General features: G+C 47.5%; 24 protein-coding genes. 21 read left to right on the forward strand and 3 right to left on the reverse strand.

The window, feature by feature from the left end:
• Both purT and CWB98_RS20825 read left to right on the forward strand, forming a co-directional pair.
• Positions 1-1,188 carry a formate-dependent phosphoribosylglycinamide formyltransferase gene (gene purT / locus CWB98_RS20820; protein ID WP_138546580.1) on the forward strand — a complete coding sequence of 396 codons (1,188 nt, stop codon included), beginning with the start codon at positions 1-3 and terminating at the stop codon, positions 1,186-1,188.
• Positions 1,185-2,072 (forward strand): aldo/keto reductase, encoded by an 888-nt coding sequence (locus CWB98_RS20825; protein WP_138546581.1) that lies wholly within the window; start codon positions 1,185-1,187, stop codon positions 2,070-2,072. Before purT ends, CWB98_RS20825 begins: the two co-directional genes overlap by 4 nt.
• 18 nt (positions 2,073-2,090) lie before the next feature.
• Here CWB98_RS20825 and CWB98_RS20830 read toward each other — a convergent pair whose 3' ends face one another.
• A complete protein-coding gene (locus CWB98_RS20830) occupies positions 2,091-2,777 on the reverse strand; it encodes a TorF family putative porin (RefSeq protein WP_138546582.1) in 687 nt (228 codons plus the stop codon).
• 244 nt (positions 2,778-3,021) lie between these two features.
• Positions 3,022-4,188 (reverse strand): hypothetical protein, encoded by a 1,167-nt coding sequence (locus CWB98_RS20835; protein WP_138546583.1) that lies wholly within the window; start codon positions 4,186-4,188, stop codon positions 3,022-3,024.
• A 211-nt stretch (positions 4,189-4,399) separates the two neighbouring features.
• Between CWB98_RS20835 and CWB98_RS20840 the strand changes: the two genes are divergently transcribed.
• The 19 genes from CWB98_RS20840 to rplQ all read left to right on the forward strand — a co-directional run bounded on the left by CWB98_RS20840 (position 4,400) and on the right by rplQ (position 16,149).
• Positions 4,400-6,349: an AsmA family protein gene (locus CWB98_RS20840; protein ID WP_138546584.1), complete on the forward strand. Its 1,950-nt coding sequence runs from the start codon at positions 4,400-4,402 to the stop codon at positions 6,347-6,349.
• Positions 6,350-6,526: 177 nt separating this feature from the next.
• A complete protein-coding gene (locus CWB98_RS20845) occupies positions 6,527-7,360 on the forward strand; it encodes a polysaccharide deacetylase family protein (protein ID WP_138546585.1) in 834 nt (277 codons plus the stop codon).
• A gap of 309 nt (positions 7,361-7,669) precedes the next feature.
• The gene (gene rplN / locus CWB98_RS20850) at positions 7,670-8,038 is read left to right on the forward strand and encodes a 50S ribosomal protein L14 (RefSeq protein WP_138546586.1); all 369 of its coding nucleotides are present in this window, start codon (positions 7,670-7,672) and stop codon (positions 8,036-8,038) included.
• A 10-nt stretch (positions 8,039-8,048) separates the two neighbouring features.
• Complete coding sequence (gene rplX, locus CWB98_RS20855; RefSeq protein ID WP_054017615.1) at positions 8,049-8,363, forward strand: 50S ribosomal protein L24; 315 nt, start codon at positions 8,049-8,051, stop codon at positions 8,361-8,363.
• A 15-nt stretch (positions 8,364-8,378) separates the two neighbouring features.
• Positions 8,379-8,918: a 50S ribosomal protein L5 gene (rplE, locus tag CWB98_RS20860; protein WP_010386945.1), complete on the forward strand. Its 540-nt coding sequence runs from the start codon at positions 8,379-8,381 to the stop codon at positions 8,916-8,918.
• A 10-nt stretch (positions 8,919-8,928) separates the two neighbouring features.
• Positions 8,929-9,234: a 30S ribosomal protein S14 gene (gene rpsN / locus CWB98_RS20865; RefSeq protein WP_010386944.1), complete on the forward strand. Its 306-nt coding sequence runs from the start codon at positions 8,929-8,931 to the stop codon at positions 9,232-9,234.
• A gap of 20 nt (positions 9,235-9,254) precedes the next feature.
• The gene (rpsH, locus tag CWB98_RS20870; RefSeq protein ID WP_046006906.1) at positions 9,255-9,647 is read left to right on the forward strand and encodes a 30S ribosomal protein S8; all 393 of its coding nucleotides are present in this window, start codon (positions 9,255-9,257) and stop codon (positions 9,645-9,647) included.
• A gap of 13 nt (positions 9,648-9,660) precedes the next feature.
• Positions 9,661-10,191, forward strand: coding sequence for a 50S ribosomal protein L6 (gene rplF, locus CWB98_RS20875; RefSeq protein WP_010386942.1), 531 nt, complete (start codon positions 9,661-9,663; stop codon positions 10,189-10,191).
• A gap of 9 nt (positions 10,192-10,200) precedes the next feature.
• Complete coding sequence (gene rplR / locus CWB98_RS20880; RefSeq protein WP_054017614.1) at positions 10,201-10,551, forward strand: 50S ribosomal protein L18; 351 nt, start codon at positions 10,201-10,203, stop codon at positions 10,549-10,551.
• Positions 10,552-10,560: 9 nt separating this feature from the next.
• A complete protein-coding gene (gene rpsE, locus CWB98_RS20885; protein WP_046006903.1) occupies positions 10,561-11,067 on the forward strand; it encodes a 30S ribosomal protein S5 in 507 nt (168 codons plus the stop codon).
• Positions 11,068-11,073: 6 nt separating this feature from the next.
• Positions 11,074-11,253, forward strand: a complete 180-nt coding sequence (gene rpmD, locus CWB98_RS20890; protein ID WP_010378276.1) for a 50S ribosomal protein L30 — start codon at positions 11,074-11,076, stop codon at positions 11,251-11,253.
• 4 nt (positions 11,254-11,257) lie between these two features.
• Positions 11,258-11,692: a 50S ribosomal protein L15 gene (rplO, locus tag CWB98_RS20895; protein ID WP_054017612.1), complete on the forward strand. Its 435-nt coding sequence runs from the start codon at positions 11,258-11,260 to the stop codon at positions 11,690-11,692.
• Between the two features lie 11 nt (positions 11,693-11,703).
• The gene (gene secY / locus CWB98_RS20900; RefSeq protein WP_046006901.1) at positions 11,704-13,032 is read left to right on the forward strand and encodes a preprotein translocase subunit SecY; all 1,329 of its coding nucleotides are present in this window, start codon (positions 11,704-11,706) and stop codon (positions 13,030-13,032) included.
• A 22-nt stretch (positions 13,033-13,054) separates the two neighbouring features.
• Positions 13,055-13,168 (forward strand): 50S ribosomal protein L36, encoded by a 114-nt coding sequence (rpmJ, locus tag CWB98_RS20905; RefSeq protein ID WP_002959476.1) that lies wholly within the window; start codon positions 13,055-13,057, stop codon positions 13,166-13,168.
• A 129-nt stretch (positions 13,169-13,297) separates the two neighbouring features.
• Positions 13,298-13,654 carry a 30S ribosomal protein S13 gene (rpsM, locus tag CWB98_RS20910; RefSeq protein ID WP_010386936.1) on the forward strand — a complete coding sequence of 119 codons (357 nt, stop codon included), beginning with the start codon at positions 13,298-13,300 and terminating at the stop codon, positions 13,652-13,654.
• A gap of 13 nt (positions 13,655-13,667) precedes the next feature.
• On the forward strand, positions 13,668-14,054 hold the full coding sequence (gene rpsK, locus CWB98_RS20915; RefSeq protein ID WP_010386935.1) for a 30S ribosomal protein S11: 387 nt from the start codon (positions 13,668-13,670) through the stop codon (positions 14,052-14,054).
• A gap of 22 nt (positions 14,055-14,076) precedes the next feature.
• Positions 14,077-14,697, forward strand: a complete 621-nt coding sequence (rpsD, locus tag CWB98_RS20920) for a 30S ribosomal protein S4 (protein ID WP_046006900.1) — start codon at positions 14,077-14,079, stop codon at positions 14,695-14,697.
• 24 nt (positions 14,698-14,721) lie between these two features.
• Positions 14,722-15,708, forward strand: coding sequence for a DNA-directed RNA polymerase subunit alpha (locus tag CWB98_RS20925; RefSeq protein WP_010386933.1), 987 nt, complete (start codon positions 14,722-14,724; stop codon positions 15,706-15,708).
• A gap of 39 nt (positions 15,709-15,747) precedes the next feature.
• A complete protein-coding gene (gene rplQ, locus CWB98_RS20930; protein WP_010386932.1) occupies positions 15,748-16,149 on the forward strand; it encodes a 50S ribosomal protein L17 in 402 nt (133 codons plus the stop codon).
• Positions 16,150-16,238: 89 nt separating this feature from the next.
• Here rplQ and CWB98_RS20935 read toward each other — a convergent pair whose 3' ends face one another.
• Complete coding sequence (locus tag CWB98_RS20935; protein ID WP_138546587.1) at positions 16,239-16,829, reverse strand: hypothetical protein; 591 nt, start codon at positions 16,827-16,829, stop codon at positions 16,239-16,241.
• Positions 16,830-17,221 lie beyond the last annotated feature (392 nt).

Raw genomic sequence — 17,221 nt, forward strand, 5'->3', positions numbered from 1 at the left:
ATGAAAGTTAAACCCCTTGGGACTCCATTTAGCGCAACGTCATGCAAAGTATTATTGTGTGGCGGTGGCGAGCTGGGCAAAGAAGTAGTGATTGAGTTTAAGCGACTTGGTGCTGAGGTGGTGGTACTGGATCGTTATGACCATGCGCCAGCGATGCAAGTTGCTGATCGCAGCTTCACTCTGTCGATGCTCGATGGTGACAAGCTGGCAGCTGTCATTGAGCAAGAGCAGCCTGACTATATTGTGCCCGAGATTGAAGCCATCGCAACCGATACTTTAGTGGCGCTGGAGCAGCAGGGCTATACCGTCGTGCCCTCAGCGAAAGCTACGCAGCTGACTATGAACCGTGAGGGGATCCGCCGGCTGGCCGCGGAAGAGCTGGATTTGGCAACGTCGCCCTACCGGTTTGTTGATACACAACAGGAATTCATCAGTGCAGTTGCTGAGATAGGCATGCCCTGTGTGATTAAACCTATCATGAGTTCTTCTGGCAAGGGACAAAGTGTGGTGCGCAGTGAGGCTGATCTTGAATCCGCCTGGGAGTATGCGCAGCAGGGTGGTCGTGCCGGTCAGGGTAGAGTGATAGTTGAAGGCTTTGTCGACTTCGATTACGAAATTACCTTGTTGACCATTCGCCATATCAACGGCACCAGCTTTTGTGAGCCAATTGGCCATGTGCAACAGGATGGCGACTATCAGCAAAGCTGGCAACCACAAGCGATGTCTGAGCTGGCATTATCACGTGCCAAAGCAATGGCTGAGCAGATCACCGAAGCGCTGGGTGGCCGTGGCCTGTTTGGGGTCGAGTTATTTATCAAAGATGACGAGGTGTATTTCAGCGAAGTTTCGCCACGTCCTCATGACACCGGTATGGTGACCCTGATCTCTCAGGACCTGAGTGAATTTGCCCTGCACGTGCGGGCCATTTTGGGGTTGCCTATTCCTAATATTCACTGTCATGGCCCATCGGCATCCAGTGTTATACTGGTCGACGGCACGTCACAGCAGCTGAGTTTTACTCAGGTCGCCGAGGCCCTCTCTGAAGCCGAAACCGATTTACGTTTGTTTGGCAAACCTGAAGTGGCAGGCCGGCGCCGCATGGGGGTTGCACTGGCACGTGATGAAAGCTGTGAACTGGCCACAGAGAAAGCAAAACGAGTAAGTTCAACCATAGGCACGATTTTATGACACACAAGGTAATGGGCGATCTGGTCGCCGGGTTCTGGCGTTTACTGGACTGGCAGCACAGCCCGGCTCAGACTTTAGATTTTGTAAAGCAACTGACAGAAATGGGTATACGTGACACCGATCACGCCGATATCTATGGCCAGTATGAATGCGAAGCGGCTTTCGGTCGTGCGTTGGCATTGGAACCGTCGGTCCGTGAGCAGATCCGTATCATCACCAAATGCGGCATTCGTCCGGCTTTGGCAAGTAAGGGACTGGCGGGCAAAGCCAATCATTATGACTCAAGTAAAGCCCATATCATTGCCTCGGTGCAGCAGTCTTTAAAGCACTTTGGCACAGATCGCATTGATACATTGCTGATCCACCGCCCCGACTATCTGATGGATGCCGACGAAGTGGCTGAGGCGTTTAACACACTCAAACAACAGGGTGATGTGCTGCACTTTGGGGTATCGAATTTTACCCCTTCGCAGCTGAGCCTGCTGCAGTCTCGCTTAGACTTTGACCTGATCACCAACCAGATAGAGTTTTCACCTTATGAGCTCAAGGCCCTGGATGATGGCACTTTAGATCAGTGTCAGCAGCTGCGTATTCACCCTATGCTGTGGTCACCGCTGGCGGGGGGGCGTATTTTCGTAGCACAAGATGACAAAGCGGTGCGTTTACGTGCTTGTCTCAGCGAAGTGGCTGAAGAAGTAGGTGCCAGTGGCATAGATGCAGTGATTTATGCCTGGTTGTTAATGCACCCAAGTAAGCCGTCCGTGGTATTGGGTACAGGTAACATTGAGCGGGTACGTACGGCCGTGGCGGCGCGTACGCTAACTTTATCCCGTGAGCAATGGTATCGTATCTGGCAGGCATCGACCGGTCATAGTGTGCCTTAAGCATGTGAGTGACTGGACTCAGAGCGTAAAGTCCAGCGCATAACTCACATAAGCCTTGATGTCATCATCGGCATCAAGGTCCGTCTTCACTAATCCCAGTGTAAACCCTCCGGTGCTTAGACTGACGCCATAATCCATATAGCTATCATCCTCACCCGTCCACTCCATGACGGTATCGCCACTGGAGCGTCCAATATGCAAACCCAGTTCAGACTCAGTAAACACCGCAAACGCCGCGTTCAGTTCCAGATACAACATGTCTTCTTCTGTGGTGGAATCATCCTGGGCGGTAGTCAGGTGGCTGAGTTTGAAGGTGAAATACTGCCAGCCAAGAGAGGCATAGAGCTCACCAAAGTCAATATCGCCAGCTGCATCCGGGTAGGCATAGTGAATATAGCCGATGTCATAGTTCACTTGATTGAACTCGCCACTGAATCCCGCATAGAGATCTAACTCGTAGCTGGTGCTGGCCGTATCACCAAAATCTACGTTGGATGCCCAGGTACCAAAGTAAAAGCCTTTGCCGCTGTCATAATCCAGCCCGCCCGAGATGGCGGCACCATCATCTGATTGGGTAATACCGCGCCAGAAGTAGTTGGAGCTGGCGGCGACATTGGCGCTGACAGAGCCGGCACTATCGGCGAATGCCTGCGTGTGGGAGAAAAGCAGTGAGATTGCACAGAGCAATGAGTATTTTTTATTCATGTAGAGTCCTCTGGAGCACAAAGTTGTTGTCGTGCACGAGGTTGCAATGGCTAAGCCAGTCTTGAATAAATTATGCTTTGTTTAATGCATGGCTTTGATTTTTATGAATATAGCTTGAGAACGGAGTGGTGTGTTGTAGTGCTAATCGGGGTTAAGTATGCACGCAGCTGGTGCAGATCTGTTCGATGTTGCACAATAATCAGGCAGCTTGGTCACTGCCCGATTATCTTACCGAATGATTCAGTTATCCGAAAATAGCGCGCATCAGTGAAATGGTTTCATCGACACTACGACCTTTTTCTACTTCGGCAATAATGGAGTCGCGTTTGGCACGGATATGATCCGGGATGCTCTCATCACTCAAGGCGCGGTCAACCAGCGTTTCTGCCGATTCTTTGCTGCGACGCGTGGTTTTAGTCCCGCCACTGCTCGTGGTCCGCTTTGGTTTATTAAGCAATTTGTAATAGTTGGAGCTTTGCGGCGTGTCTTTGTCTGCATAATAGAAGAAGCACGGCAGTAAAGCTTTAATGGCATTCAGCCTGGTTTCAAGCTCATCAGCGGCAGTACCCGTTGCAAACCAGGGCATCTTGTTGATGGCTACCACAACATCCTGCCAGTAACGTTCAAAGTCCCGGTTGGTCAGTTTCGCAATACCCAATGCCTGACACAGGGCATCCAGCTTGCTGTTGACCAGCGGCGTGAACACATCCGGGCGACGCATCGCCAGCAGGCGAGTGGCGGGCGCCAGAGTGGGTTTTTCATCGCTGTGGCTGAATGCCATCAGGTAAGCCACGACAAACTCCTGGTAATGCTGCGCTGTAACCTCGCCTTCCAGTGGGATATGAGCCAGTGCAGTATCGAACTCACCTGGCAAATCGGCGAGTAACTGGTGGAACCCTTTGGCGCTTTTGGTTGAGGCAAACCACTCGACATCGAACTGATATACACCCGTATCCAGGCTGGCGGCATGTTTGCCACTGAATGCGAGGCGATCTTCGCTGATCATGTCTTGTAAGGGGGTCGCACGCAGTGGGGCTAGGTAGTCAATCAGCTTAAGTTGCTCGTCCAGTGCCAACTCTGTCTCACGTTGACGAATGAATTCACAGATCACAGGCCAGGGCGCAATACGTAAAGTTTTTAGCTGCAAAAAGCTGATGGCATTGATCAGCATATCCTGAAGCTTCTTCACGATAGGCAATTGATGGTCATCAAGTAGCTCAAAATTAATGCGGTTTTTGGCTACATCCAGTAGCTCATAGCACCACCCCAGAAAGTCTTCCGGATGATTTTCGACCTTGACGGCCATCAGATTTAGGCTGATCTCGGTCGCCTGTTTCAGGATGTTCTGGTAAATCTGACTTTCTTGTTCGCCCAAAGCCATATTCGACGGTGAAATGAGCAGCTTCTTCATGTCGCAGCGGTTCTCCAACTAGAGGGTTAAATACAGACTATTCAGTTTAGCGAAAGGTCGGTAAAACTGACAAGGGCGTGGATCATACCTTGATCTCCCGCAAGTGCAATGCGAGATAGTCCAGATTGAAAAATCTTCCCAGGTGAAGGTGAATTTATCAACCAAATCGCTATCATAGAATGAGTCATTGATGATTTATAAAGGAAGAGTTATGAAACGCGTACTCAAACTGGTCGGTGCTCTGGTGCTGTTACTGGTGATTACTGTTGTGGTGGCGCCAATGTTGATCCCGACGTCGACCATCATTGCGCAGCTCGAGCAGCAGGTTGAGGTTAATACCGGGCGCAAGTTGCAAATCGCAGGCGACAGTGAGCTCAGTATTCTGCCGCGCCTGAATATTACCCTTAATGATGTACGCTTTGAAAATATGCCGGGCGGCAGTCAGCCACATATGCTGACTATGGACCAGCTGGCCGTGCATATTCCCTGGGTGTCGCTGTTTTCCGGCGAGTTTCAGCTGGAGCAGTTTGTGATCCGCAACCCGAAAATTCTGCTGGAGAAAAATGCCGCAGGCCAGGCCAACTGGGTACTGGCGTTGGGTAAGGGCGCAGCGCCTGCTCAGCCCACAGAGCAAGCAAAGCCTGCATCAGGCCCGGTTTCATTGCCGCAGGGCTTTGACATTGCACTGGGGGAGGTGGCCATTTATGGCGGTGAGCTGATCTATGCAGATGCCACCTCAGGGGCGCGTCATACAGTTTCCGATCTGGCACTGACTATCACGCTTCCTTCTTTGTATAAGGCGTTGGAGCTGGATGGTAAGGTAACCTTTCAGGGAGAAACGTTTGCCCTCAAAATGGCCGTAGATACGCCAGCTAAGGCCATAGAAAGCAAAGACTTTAGCTTTTCACAGACGCTGGAATCACGCCTGGTTAATATGACCTTTGATGGCCTGATTGCGCAGCAGGGCCAAGTCTTTAGCGGTGCACTGAAGCTGTCCGGCGATTCAGTAAAAGACATTGCACAATGGCAAAAGGTTGACTTAAAAGCCAAACCAGAGGCTTTTAATCAGTTCGAAGTGGCAGGAGAAATGCGTTTTGCCAATGATGTATTCTCATTACAGTCATTAACAGCCAAACTGGACAAGCTCGATATTCAGGGGCGTAGTGAAATTAAGCTCGGCGAACGTCTGGGTGTGACGGCCGATGTTGACCTGGGTATGCTGGATCTCAATCCTTATTTGCCAGAGCCGGTTGAGGCACCCAAGCAGCCAGACAGCGCACCGGGTGAGCCTCAACCTATTGTCTGGGACGACAGCGAAATGGATTTGTCGGCACTGAATATGCTGGACGCCAAGGTGGTGATCCGCTCCAGTGGCTTGCGTGCAAGAGAAATTAAGCTAGGTGCTAACCAGTTTTCTATTGCACTGAATAAGGGAAAAGCAAAACTGTCTATGGATAAATTTGCAGCTTATGAAGGCAGTGGTAAAGGGGTGGTTCATGTCAACGCTGCGACTAAGCCGTATCAAATCACTACCAACTTTGCCCTTAATAATATCAATGCCGAACCGCTTCTGACTGATGCAATTGGTTTTGACAAGGTGCTGGGTAAAGGGAGCCTGAATTGGGACCTGGAAACCCAGGGGATGAGCCAGAAACAGTTTGTCTCGGCGCTGGCCGGGGAGCTGGCGTTTGAGTTTAAAGATGGGGGCATTAAAGGTGCCAACCTGGCCGAAATGGTACGTAAAGGCAAAGAGATGCTTAAAGGGAACTTTTCTTCTGTCTCTGAGGGCATCAATGCTGACTTTGATCCAAACCAGAAAACAGACTTCTCGGCACTGACTGGCAGCTTTCAGTTTCTTAACGGCGTGGGCCGCAACCGTGACCTGAATTTGGCAAGCCCTTTGATCCGCATTACCGGTGAAGGGGAAGTTGACTTACCAAAAACCTTTGTGAACTATCGGGTTGTTACCGGCATTGTTGATACCATTGAAGGTCAGCAGAGCCAGGACGACAGCACCGGCTTTAAAGTGCCAGTCAGAATTAAGGGCCCATTCCATAAGGTGGAAACTAAGCTGGACCTCAGTAGTGCGGCTAAAGACAAAGCCAAAGACGCGGTAAAAGACAAGCTCAAAGACAAACTGAAAGGCTTTTTTGGCGGCTAGTAAATAGCAAATGTTCTCATACCGGGCTTAGTTGCCCGGTATGTTATAGAGTAAATTCATAGTATTAACCCCTCCATAAGCTTCCTTCAGAAAATCTTAAGTAACTTAACCTAAGCTAGTTTGGCAGAATATGAAGCCTGATTAAAAACCGAACGAATTTTTTTTGTGGAGGGATGTATGACAAGCATGACACGACTACTGACTTTGTTAGGCTGCACGCTGTGCCTGCAAGTTGCTCAGGCGGGCACTCCGGCGTCAACAGACAAGCAGCAAGCTGATGCATTCAGCTATCCGAAGGGAGCACGATATGCGGTGAGTCTGACATTTGATGACGCCAGAGTCAGTCAGCTTGACGTTGGTGTCCCAATTCTTGATAAGTATGGCGTGAAAGCCACCTTTTATGTGATGCCAGGTCCTGTACAAGCGCGCCTTGAAGACTGGCGTAAGGTCGTCGCTGCGGGCCATGAACTTGGCAATCATACCCACTCTCATTTATGTACAGGCAACTTTGCCTGGCTAAGAGCTCAGGATAAAGGGTTGGAGCAGGTGGACCTTGCCTGGCTGGAGCAGGACATCCTTAAAACCAATCAGTTTTTGAAAGCCCAGCTCAGTGTCGAACCGAAAAGTTTTGCCTATCCCTGTGGCAATACCTTTGTTGGTCGCGGCGCTCAGGTGAAAAGCTATGTGCCTCTGATTGCCAAACATTTCAGTTCCGGGCGCACCTGGCTCGATGAAACCGCTAACAATCCGACCTACACTGACTTCGCACAACTGACAGGAATACGTATGGATGGCATGCGCTTTGCGGAGTTAAAAACGATGATTGAAGCATTACGCGAAGACAACAAATGGATCATTCTGGCGGGTCATGAAGTCGGTGGAAACGGATTGTATAGTGTGGATAGCAAGGTGTTGTCACAATTAATTCATTACCTTCAAACGCCAGAAAATGGCTATTGGGTCGACACCGTTGATAAAGTGGGGACTTACATAAAAATGCATCGTAATTAACCTCGTTTGAGTGTTTTTTGTGCGCTGAGAGTAGGTTATAGTCGATGCTCTTCCATTCCGTCTGCATAATTAGTTTGACTGCATGACTTGTGAACGGATGGTTTGTCCCCATATCCCTGTTTTACAGCAAGTTCGGCACAGCGGTATAGTCAAATTAATTAAAAATTGAACTATCTTTGGCGCTGCTTTGCTGTTACAATTGCCCGCCCTTGAAACACGACACGTTCGTAATTCGAGTGGAAATTAATCTAAATGCTTAGGTTTTAAACAAAATCTAAGCGAGTTGTAATTACACCGGAGCTCATCAAGATGATCCAAATGCAAACTCAGCTGGACGTTGCTGATAACAGCGGCGCTCGCAAAGTGCAGTGTATTAAAGTCTTAGGTGGTTCGCACCGTCGCTACGCAGCGGTTGGCGACATCATTAAAGTTTCTGTTAAAGAAGCGATTCCTCGCGGTAAAGTGAAGAAAGGTGATGTTAAAAACGCAGTAGTTGTGCGCACCAAAAAAGGCGTTCGTCGTCCAGACGGTTCTTTGATCCGTTTCGACAGTAATGCTGCTGTTATCCTTAACGATAGCCTACAGCCGATCGGAACTCGTATCTTCGGCCCTGTGACTCGTGAACTACGTACTGAGAAGTTCATGAAGATCGTTTCACTAGCACCAGAAGTACTATAAGGAGTCGATCATGGCAGCAAAAATCCGTCGTGATGACGAAGTAATCGTACTAGCCGGTAAAGACAAAGGTAAGCGCGGTAAAGTGCTTTCAGTTGTAACTGATACTGGTCGAGTATTTGTCGAAGGCATCAATATCATCAAAAAGCACCAGAAGCCTGTACCACAACTACAGCAAGCTGGCGGCATTGTTGAGAAAGAAGCGTCTATCGACGTATCTAATGTCGCGATCTTCAATGCCGAAACTGGCAAAGCTGATCGTGTAGGTTTTAGATTTGAAGACGGTAAAAAAGTCCGTTTCTTCAAGTCTACTGGTAAAACTATTTAATAGTTGGAGTAGACGATGGCGAAACTGCATGAAGTGTACAAAGACAAAGTAGTAAAAGAACTTTTTGAAAAGTTCGGTTACAGCTCTGTCATGCAAGTCCCTCAGATCGAAAAGATCACACTAAACATGGGTGTGGGCGAAGCCCTAGCTGACAAGAAGATTCTAGAGAATGCAGTAGCAGACCTAGAAGCTATCTCTGGTCAGAAGCCTCTGGTAACTAAAGCACGCAAATCTGTTGCTGGCTTTAAGATCCGTGAAGGTTACCCAATTGGCTGTAAAGTAACCCTACGCGGCGAGCGTATGTGGGATTTCCTAGAGCGTCTAGTCTCTATCGCGATGCCACGTATTCGTGACTTCCGCGGTGTTAGCGCAAAGTCTTTTGACGGTCGCGGTAACTATTCTATGGGCGTACGTGAGCAAATCATCTTCCCAGAAATTGATTATGATAAAGTCGACCGTGTTCGCGGTATGGACATCACAATCACTACTTCTGCGAAAACAGATGATGAAGGCCGTGCGTTGTTAGAAGCGTTCAACTTCCCATTCAAAAAGTAAGGGTAGGGTTATGGCAAAGAATTCAATGAAAGCACGTGACGTAAAACGTGCTAAATTAGTTGCTCAGTATGCTGAAAAGCGTGCTGCGTTAAAAGCTATCATCAGCGATGTTAACGCATCTGATGATGAGCGTTGGGATGCAGTGTTAAAGCTACAGTCTTTACCACGCGATTCTAGCCCTTCACGTCAACGTAATCGTTGTAACATCACGGGCCGCCCACATGGTTACCTTCGCAAGTTCGGCATGAGCCGTATCAAAGTACGCGAAGCTGCTATGCGCGGTGAAATTCCTGGCCTTAAAAAGGCTAGTTGGTAATAGAATCACGGGAGTAAGACATGAGCTTGCAAGATCCAATTGCGGATTTGTTTACACGCATCCGTAACGGTCAGACTGCGAAGAAGGTATCTGTAACTATGCCAACTTCAAAGCTGAAAGTAGCTATTGCTAAGGTACTAAAAGACGAAGGTTACATCGGTGACTTCGCAGTATCTGGTGACGTTAAAGCAGAATTGACTATCGAACTTAAGTACTTCGAAGGCAAAGCTGTTATCGAAAACATCCAGCGTGTTAGCCGCCCTGGTCTACGTATCTACAAGAAACGTGACGAATTACCTAAGGTAATGGGTGGTCTAGGTATCGCTATCGTATCAACTTCTAAAGGCCTGATGACAGACCGCGCTGCGCGTAACGCTGGTGTTGGTGGTGAAATCATTGGCTTTGTAGCTTAATCGGAGGGGAACTATGTCTCGTATAGCGAAGGCTCCTATTACTGTTCCTGCCGGTGTTGAAGTTACAGTTAACGGCCAGGACATCAAAGTTAAAGGCAAAAACGGTGAATTAACGCGCACTATCAATGCTGCGGTTGAAGTTTCACTTAACGACAACGTTATCACTACAACTCCACGTGAAGTTGCTAACGCTTGGGCTCAAGCGGGTACTGCACGTGCGTTGATCAATAACATGATCATTGGTGCTAACGAAGGTTTTGAGAAGAAACTACAACTAGTAGGTGTTGGTTACCGTGCGGCAGTTAAGGGTAAAGTATTAGACTTAACTCTTGGCTTCTCTCACCCAGTGAACTTCGAGATCCCAGCGGGTATCACTATCGAAGCTCCAAGCCAAACTGAAATTGTTGTTAAGGGCGCAGACAAGCAGCTGGTTGGTCAAACTGCTGCGAACATTCGTTCATACCGTGAGCCAGAGCCTTATAAAGGTAAAGGTGTACGTTATGCTGACGAATACGTGCGTCGTAAAGAGGCTAAGAAGAAGTAAGGTAAGACGATGGATAAGAAAACAGCTCGTCTACGTCGTGCTAAGCGCACTCGTAGAAATATTATCGAACAGGGCACAACTCGCCTTGTTATCCACCGCACGCCACGTCACATTTACGCTCAAGTAATTAACGTTGAGGGTAATGTACTGGCTGCTGCTTCTACTGTTGAAAAAGCAATTGCTGAAACAGTTAAAGGCACAGGCAACATCGAAGCGGCTCAAGCAGTTGGTAAAGCAATCGCTGAGCGCGTAGCTGACAAAGGCGTTGAAAAAATCGCTTTTGATCGCAGTGGCTTTAAATATCACGGCCGTGTGAAGGCGCTTGCTGATGCAGCGCGTGAAGCCGGTCTGCAATTCTAGGAGTAGACAATGGCTAACGTAGAAGCAAAAGCACAACAGCCTGAATTGGCTGAAAAGCTAATCGCGGTAAACCGTGTGTCTAAAGTAGTTAAAGGTGGTCGTATCTTTAGCTTCACAGCACTGACTGTAGTTGGTGACGGCGCAGGTAAAGTAGGTTTCGGTTACGGTAAAGCACGTGAAGTTCCAGCTGCTATTCAAAAAGCAATGGAAAAAGCACGTCGTAACATGATCTCAGTAGACCTTAACGGTCATACTTTGCAGCACCCTATCAAGGGTCGCCATGCTGGTTCTAAAGTATACATGCAGCCTGCATCAGAAGGTACAGGTATCATCGCCGGTGGTGCGATGCGTGCAGTACTAGAAGTTGCTGGTGTACAGAACGTACTTTCAAAAGCATACGGTTCTACTAACCCGATCAACATCGTTCGTGCAACAGTTGCCGCTCTAGAGAACATGAATTCTCCAGAAGGCATTGCTGCTAAACGTGGTCTTAGCGTTGACGAAATTTTGGGGTAAGACACCATGGCAAACACAGTAAAAGTAACTCAAGTACGTAGCTCAATCGGTCGTTTACCGAAGCATAAAGCTACATTACGTGGCCTTGGTTTACGTCGTATCAACCACACTGTTGAGCTAGAAGATACGCCAGCAGTTCGCGGTATGATCAACCAAGTTTCTTACATGGTTAAGGTAGAGGGTTAATTCGATGCATTTGAATACACTTTCACCTGCTGCTGGTGCAAAGACAGCTGGTAAGCGTGTTGGCCGTGGTATCGGTTCTGGTCTTGGTAAGACTGGTGGTCGTGGTCACAAAGGTCAAAAATCACGCTCAGGCGGTAAAGTACGCGTTGGTTTCGAAGGCGGTCAAATGCCTATGCAACGTCGTCTGCCTAAGTTCGGTTTCACTTCTCGCAAATCTCTAGTATCTGCTGAAGTTAACCTATACGAAATCGCTAAAGTTGAAGGCGATGTGGTAGACGTAAACGCGTTACAAGCAGCTGGTATCGTTAAAAAGAACATCCAGTTCGTAAAAGTTGTTAAATCTGGCGAAGTTTCACGCGCAGTTACCGTTAAAGGCATTAAAGTGTCTAAAGGTGCTCGCGAAGCTATCGAAGCTGCCGGAGGCAAGGTAGAAGACTAAGGAAGTACACTATGGCTAAACCAGGTCAAGATATGCAAAGCGCACAGAGTGGGCTAGCGGAACTGAAGCGCCGACTACTGTTTGTATTGGGTGCTATCATTATTTACCGTTTAGGTTCGTTCGTGCCGATCCCTGGGATTGATGCCGCCGTACTTGCCGAATTCTTCGAGCAACAAAAGGGCACCATTGTTGAAATGTTCAACATGTTCAGCGGTGGTGCGCTTGAGCGTGCCTCGGTACTCGCGCTGGGTATTATGCCCTATATCTCAGCTTCAATTATTATGCAGCTATTAACGCATATACATCCTGCGATGATAGAGCTTAAGAAAGAAGGTGAGCAAGGTCGTAAGAAGATCAGTCAGTACACGCGTTATGGTACGCTTGTGCTTGCTACATTCCAGTCTATCGGTATTGCCACTAACCTTCCTAATATGATGGATGGGTTAGTCGTAAATCCTGGTTTCGGTTTCTATTTCACCGCTGTGGTGAGCTTAGTAACCGGTACTATGTTCCTGATGTGGCTGGGCGAACAAATCACAGAGCGTGGTATTGGTAACGGTATCTCGGTTCTGATTTTTGTTGGTATTGTAGCTAACCTGCCGTCTGCAATCGGTTCGACAGCAGAAATGGCGCGTCAAGGTGATCTGAACGTATTAGCTTTGGTTGTGATTGCGGTAATCGTATTCGCTGTAACTTATTTGGTAGTGTTCTTTGAGCGTGGTCAACGTCGTATCGTTGTTAACTACGCAAAACGTCAGCAAGGCCGTCAGGTCTTCGCAGCGCAGAGCACGCATTTACCATTGAAAGTAAACATGGCGGGTGTTATTCCACCAATCTTCGCTAGCAGCATCATTTTGTTCCCTGGTACAATTGCAAGCTGGTTCGGTCAAGGTGAAGGTCCAGTTGCTGACTTCTTACAAGCCGTCTCTGCAGTGTTGACTCCTGGTCAGCCTCTGTATGCGATGGTACTTGCAGCAGCGATTATCTTCTTCTGCTTCTTCTACACTGCGTTGGTATTTAACCCGCGTGAGACAGCAGACAACCTGAAGAAATCTGGCGCATTTATTCCAGGCATTCGCCCAGGTGAGCAGACATCTAAATACATTGATAAAGTAATGACACGCCTGACTTTGGCCGGTGCGTTGTATATTACCTTTATCTGTCTGGTGCCCGAGTTTATGACCATGGCGTGGCAAACGCCGTTCTACTTCGGCGGTACATCAATCTTGATTATCGTTGTGGTTATCATGGACTTTATGGCACAAGTACAGACCCATCTGATGTCTCATCAGTATGATTCTGTGCTGAAAAAAGCGAACCTTAAAGGCTACGGCCGCTAAGGTCTGTTTACGGAGTTGAGTAATGAAAGTACGTGCTTCCGTTAAGAAAATCTGCCGTAACTGTAAAGTTATCAAACGTGCCGGTGTGGTACGTGTGATCTGCAGTGAGCCTAAGCACAAGCAAAGGCAAGGCTAAGAAATCTAGTCGTGCAGGCTAAGTAATTTACTTAGCCTGTTTCATTGGTAAAACCTGAATGTCGGTTGGGTATCCTATACGGGCTTTCCAGCAAGATGATAATCAGGTTTATTTATAGGAGATATGTTAGTGGCCCGTATCGCAGGCATTAACGTTCCTGATCATAAGCATGCTGTTATCGGTTTAACAAGCATCTATGGTGTAGGTAAAACTCGCGCTAAGGCTATCTTAGCTGCGACTGGTATCGCTGAAACTACTAAAATCGGCGATTTAAACGACGAAACTCTTGACATCCTTCGTGAAGAAGTTGGCAAGTACACTGTTGAAGGTGATCTTCGTCGTGAAGTTACACTAAACATCAAGCGTCTTATGGACCTTGGTTGTTTCCGTGGCTTACGTCACCGTCGTTCGCTTCCACTACGTGGTCAGCGTACTAAGACTAACGCGCGTACTCGTAAGGGTCCTCGCAAGCCTATCAAGAAATAAGGTGGGGTAAGTTATGGCAAAAGCACCAATTCGTCGTAAAAAGGTCAAAAAGCAGGTTGTTGACGGCATGGCTCACGTTCATGCATCTTTCAACAACACGATTGTGACCATCACTGACCGTCAAGGCAATGCTCTTTCTTGGGCGACTGCAGGTGGTTCAGGTTTCCGTGGTTCTCGTAAGTCTACTCCATTCGCTGCACAGGTTGCTGCGGAGCGTGCAGGTACTGCTGCTCAAGAGTACGGTCTTAAGAACCTAGAAGTATTCATCAAAGGTCCAGGTCCAGGCCGTGAGTCTGCTGTTCGTGCATTGAATGCTGCTGGTTTCCGTATCACAAACATCACTGACGTGACGCCAATCCCACATAATGGTTGTCGTCCACCGAAGAAACGTCGCGTATAATTAATAGGTTAGGAGAAAGAACATGGCAAGATATTTGGGCCCTAAGCTCAAGCTGAGTCGTCGTGAAGGTACTGACCTGTTCCTTAAAAGCGGCGTAAGAGCTATTGACTCTAAGTGTAAACTAGAAACAGCACCTGGTCAGCACGGCGCACGTAAAGGTCGTCTATCTGACTACGGTCTACAGCTACGTGAAAAGCAAAAAGTTCGTCGTATCTACGGTGTACTTGAGAAGCAATTCCGTAACTACTATAAAGAAGCTGCTCGCCTTAAAGGCAACACAGGTGAAAACCTGCTTCAGCTTCTAGAGCAACGTCTGGACAATGTTGTATATCGCATGGGTTTTGCAAGCACACGTGCTGAAGCACGTCAGCTAGTAAGCCACAAAGCGATTATGGTTAATGGTCGTGTTGTGAATATCCCTTCTTTCGTAGTTACTCCAGAAGACGTGGTAGTAATTCGCGAGAAGTCTAAAAAGCAAGCGCGTATCATCGCTGCTCTAGAGTTGGCTGAGCAACGCGAAAAGCCAACTTGGATTGAAGTTGACGGTTCAAAAATGGAAGGTACTTTCAAGCGCCTACCAGAGCGTTCTGATCTGTCTGCGGACATTAACGAACAACTAATCGTCGAACTTTACTCGAAGTAAAGTTAAGAGTTAAGAGAGGATAAAATGCAGGGTTCTGTAACCGAATTCCTAAAACCAAGATTAGTCGATATCGACGCTGTAAGCTCAACGCGTTCTAAAGTAGTTTTAGAGCCTCTAGAGCGTGGTTTCGGCCACACACTAGGCAATGCTCTACGTCGTATACTTCTTTCATCTATGCCTGGTTGTGCTGTGACAGAAGTTGAAATTGACGGTGTATTGCACGAGTACAGCGCGAAAGAAGGCGTACAAGAAGACATCATTGAAATTCTGTTGAACCTGAAAGGTCTGGCAGTATCTCTAGAAGGTAAAGATGAAGTTTTCCTTACCCTGACTAAGTCTGGTGTAGGCCCTGTGACTGCGGCTGATATCCAGCACGACGGAGACGTGACTATTGCCAACCCTGAGCATGTGATCTGTCACCTTACGGCTGACAATAGTGAGATCAGTATGCGCATTCGCGTTGAGCGTGGTCGCGGTTATGTACCGGCGTCTAGTCGTTTATCCTCTGATGACGATGAGCGTCCAATCGGCCGTTTGCTGCTTGATGCATCATTCAGCCCGGTTGAGCGTATTGCGTACTCGGTTGAGTCAGCTCGTGTTGAGCAACGCACAGACTTAGATAAACTAATCATCGATATGGAAACGAACGGCACTTTGGATCCTGAAGAAGCGATCCGTCGTGCGTCTACTATTCTTGCTGAGCAGCTAGAAGCATTCGTAGACTTACGTGATGTTTCTGAGCCGGAAGAAAAAGAAGAGAAGCCAGAGTTCGATCCTATTCTGCTTCGTCCAGTCGATGACTTAGAGCTAACTGTACGTTCTGCGAACTGTCTGAAAGCCGAGCAAATTCAATATATCGGTGACTTAGTACAGCGTACTGAAGTTGAGCTTCTGAAAACACCAAACCTTGGTAAGAAGTCTCTGACTGAAATTAAAGACGTGCTAGCTTCACGTGGTCTTTCTCTGGGCATGCGCCTGGAAAATTGGCCGCCTGCAAGTCTGGCTGAGTAATCTAAGTTACTATATTAGTTTAGTTAGAAGGATAGGGTCATGCGCCATCGTAAGAGTGGTCGTCAATTAAACCGTAACAGCAGCCATCGCAAAGCGATGTTCAGCAACATGGCTGGTTCTTTGGTGAAGCACGAAATCATCAAAACAACTTTGCCTAAAGCGAAAGAGTTGCGCCGTGTAATTGAGCCTTTAATCACACTGGCTAAGACTGACAGCGTAGCAAACCGTCGTTTAGCGTTTGCTCGCACGCGTGATAAAGAAGTAGTTGGTAAATTGTTCTCTGAGATCGGTCCTCGTTTCGCGGATCGTCCAGGTGGTTACACTCGTATTCTGAAGTGTGGCTTCCGTGCAGGTGACAACGCGCCAATGGCTTACATTGAACTACTAGATCGCCCAGTTGCGACTGAAGAAGTTCAAGAAGACGCGCAGTCTGCAGAGTAAGTCTTACTAGTTAAGACACAGAAAAGCCGGGCAATGCCCGGCTTTTCTACATCTAAAGGAAAGAATCTACCTTACAAGGTATTTTCTGCTTAAAAGTTCCAGTGAAACAACAAACCTAGGTGGTTACCATCCAGTTTTGGTGTGTTGCTGTAACTGTAGCCACCGATTTTTGATAGCTCGTACTCTACTACACTGTATCTCATCTCCAGGCTGCCATTGAAATCTTCAAATGTGTACATGCCTGAAACAATAAACTTTCCAGCACTATCAAAGTCAGCGTTACTTGAAAAGTCGTTGTCTAGCTCGACGGATGTGTCCACTCCAACGCCCAGTCCAAACTTAAACTGCTGATTGATTTTGTAGTAAGGAACTGCCTCAAGTGCAAATCGACTGAAAGTCACATCACCATTTTCAGCGTTAGCTGAGTCAAAGTGATAGGTTGCATTAAAGCGAATATCAAACGTTTGATTAATCGTATAATTCAAAGCACCACCGAGAATGAAACCATCACCGGCTTTAACGCTGTCGGTACTGTTATCTTCATAAGTAAGGCGACCAATGGTATCGCCACCCACTGTATAACCAACGGTTGCAGATAGAGACCAAGGGCTTTGAGCTTCTTCTGATGCGAATGTTGAGGTAGAAAGTGCAGCTAATACAGCTAAGCCTAACTTTTTCATTGTATTCCCTATATTGTATGAATGAATTTCGGGCGTGATTTTGTCTAAAATTATATTAGTTGTACAGATTAGGTGTAAATAGACGTAAAAAGTGTCTATAAAAAGGTGTTTTAGGCGTTTTTTTGTCCGAACGCATCGTTTTTCTCACTTTTCTTCAAAAAAGGGGTTGCACTGAGTTTCGATTTCCCTATAATGCGCATCCACCGACACGGGGCACAACGCTGAAAAGCAACGAGCCAAGTGAAGGAAAAGCCAAACGGAAAGCTTAATTAAGAAAAATTAAATTTTCTAGTTGACTTTAAAAGTGAAGCGGTTAATATGGCGCTCCACTTCGCAGCAAGGCTGCGGTAACTAACCAAGGTTAGTTGCTTTGTTCTTTAAAAATATGAAGC

Origin of the sequence: Pseudoalteromonas rubra, assembly GCF_005887115.1 — a bacterium.
Taxonomy (GTDB): domain Bacteria; phylum Pseudomonadota; class Gammaproteobacteria; order Enterobacterales; family Alteromonadaceae; genus Pseudoalteromonas; species Pseudoalteromonas rubra_F.

Bases quoted from the DNA above. Each gene is read 5' to 3' on its own strand.
- rplQ (WP_010386932.1), top strand. From the start codon at position 15,748: ATGCGCCATCGTAAGAGTGGTCGTCAATTAAACCGTAACAGCAGCCAT.
- rpsN (WP_010386944.1), top strand. From the start codon at position 8,929: ATGGCAAAGAATTCAATGAAAGCACGTGACGTAAAACGTGCTAAATTA.
- rpsD (WP_046006900.1), top strand. From the start codon at position 14,077: ATGGCAAGATATTTGGGCCCTAAGCTCAAGCTGAGTCGTCGTGAAGGT.
- CWB98_RS20935 (WP_138546587.1), bottom strand. From the start codon at position 16,829: ATGAAAAAGTTAGGCTTAGCTGTATTAGCTGCACTTTCTACCTCAACA.
- CWB98_RS20925 (WP_010386933.1), top strand. From the start codon at position 14,722: ATGCAGGGTTCTGTAACCGAATTCCTAAAACCAAGATTAGTCGATATC.
- CWB98_RS20830 (WP_138546582.1), bottom strand. From the start codon at position 2,777: ATGAATAAAAAATACTCATTGCTCTGTGCAATCTCACTGCTTTTCTCC.
- rpsH (WP_046006906.1), top strand. From the start codon at position 9,255: ATGAGCTTGCAAGATCCAATTGCGGATTTGTTTACACGCATCCGTAAC.
- rplX (WP_054017615.1), top strand. From the start codon at position 8,049: ATGGCAGCAAAAATCCGTCGTGATGACGAAGTAATCGTACTAGCCGGT.
- CWB98_RS20840 (WP_138546584.1), top strand. From the start codon at position 4,400: ATGAAACGCGTACTCAAACTGGTCGGTGCTCTGGTGCTGTTACTGGTG.
- secY (WP_046006901.1), top strand. From the start codon at position 11,704: ATGGCTAAACCAGGTCAAGATATGCAAAGCGCACAGAGTGGGCTAGCG.
- CWB98_RS20835 (WP_138546583.1), bottom strand. From the start codon at position 4,188: ATGAAGAAGCTGCTCATTTCACCGTCGAATATGGCTTTGGGCGAACAA.
- rplN (WP_138546586.1), top strand. From the start codon at position 7,670: ATGATCCAAATGCAAACTCAGCTGGACGTTGCTGATAACAGCGGCGCT.
- rpmD (WP_010378276.1), top strand. From the start codon at position 11,074: ATGGCAAACACAGTAAAAGTAACTCAAGTACGTAGCTCAATCGGTCGT.
- rpmJ (WP_002959476.1), top strand. From the start codon at position 13,055: ATGAAAGTACGTGCTTCCGTTAAGAAAATCTGCCGTAACTGTAAAGTT.
- rplO (WP_054017612.1), top strand. From the start codon at position 11,258: ATGCATTTGAATACACTTTCACCTGCTGCTGGTGCAAAGACAGCTGGT.
- purT (WP_138546580.1), top strand. From the start codon at position 1: ATGAAAGTTAAACCCCTTGGGACTCCATTTAGCGCAACGTCATGCAAA.
- rplR (WP_054017614.1), top strand. From the start codon at position 10,201: ATGGATAAGAAAACAGCTCGTCTACGTCGTGCTAAGCGCACTCGTAGA.
- rpsK (WP_010386935.1), top strand. From the start codon at position 13,668: ATGGCAAAAGCACCAATTCGTCGTAAAAAGGTCAAAAAGCAGGTTGTT.
- rplE (WP_010386945.1), top strand. From the start codon at position 8,379: ATGGCGAAACTGCATGAAGTGTACAAAGACAAAGTAGTAAAAGAACTT.
- rplF (WP_010386942.1), top strand. From the start codon at position 9,661: ATGTCTCGTATAGCGAAGGCTCCTATTACTGTTCCTGCCGGTGTTGAA.
- CWB98_RS20825 (WP_138546581.1), top strand. From the start codon at position 1,185: ATGACACACAAGGTAATGGGCGATCTGGTCGCCGGGTTCTGGCGTTTA.
- rpsE (WP_046006903.1), top strand. From the start codon at position 10,561: ATGGCTAACGTAGAAGCAAAAGCACAACAGCCTGAATTGGCTGAAAAG.
- CWB98_RS20845 (WP_138546585.1), top strand. From the start codon at position 6,527: ATGACAAGCATGACACGACTACTGACTTTGTTAGGCTGCACGCTGTGC.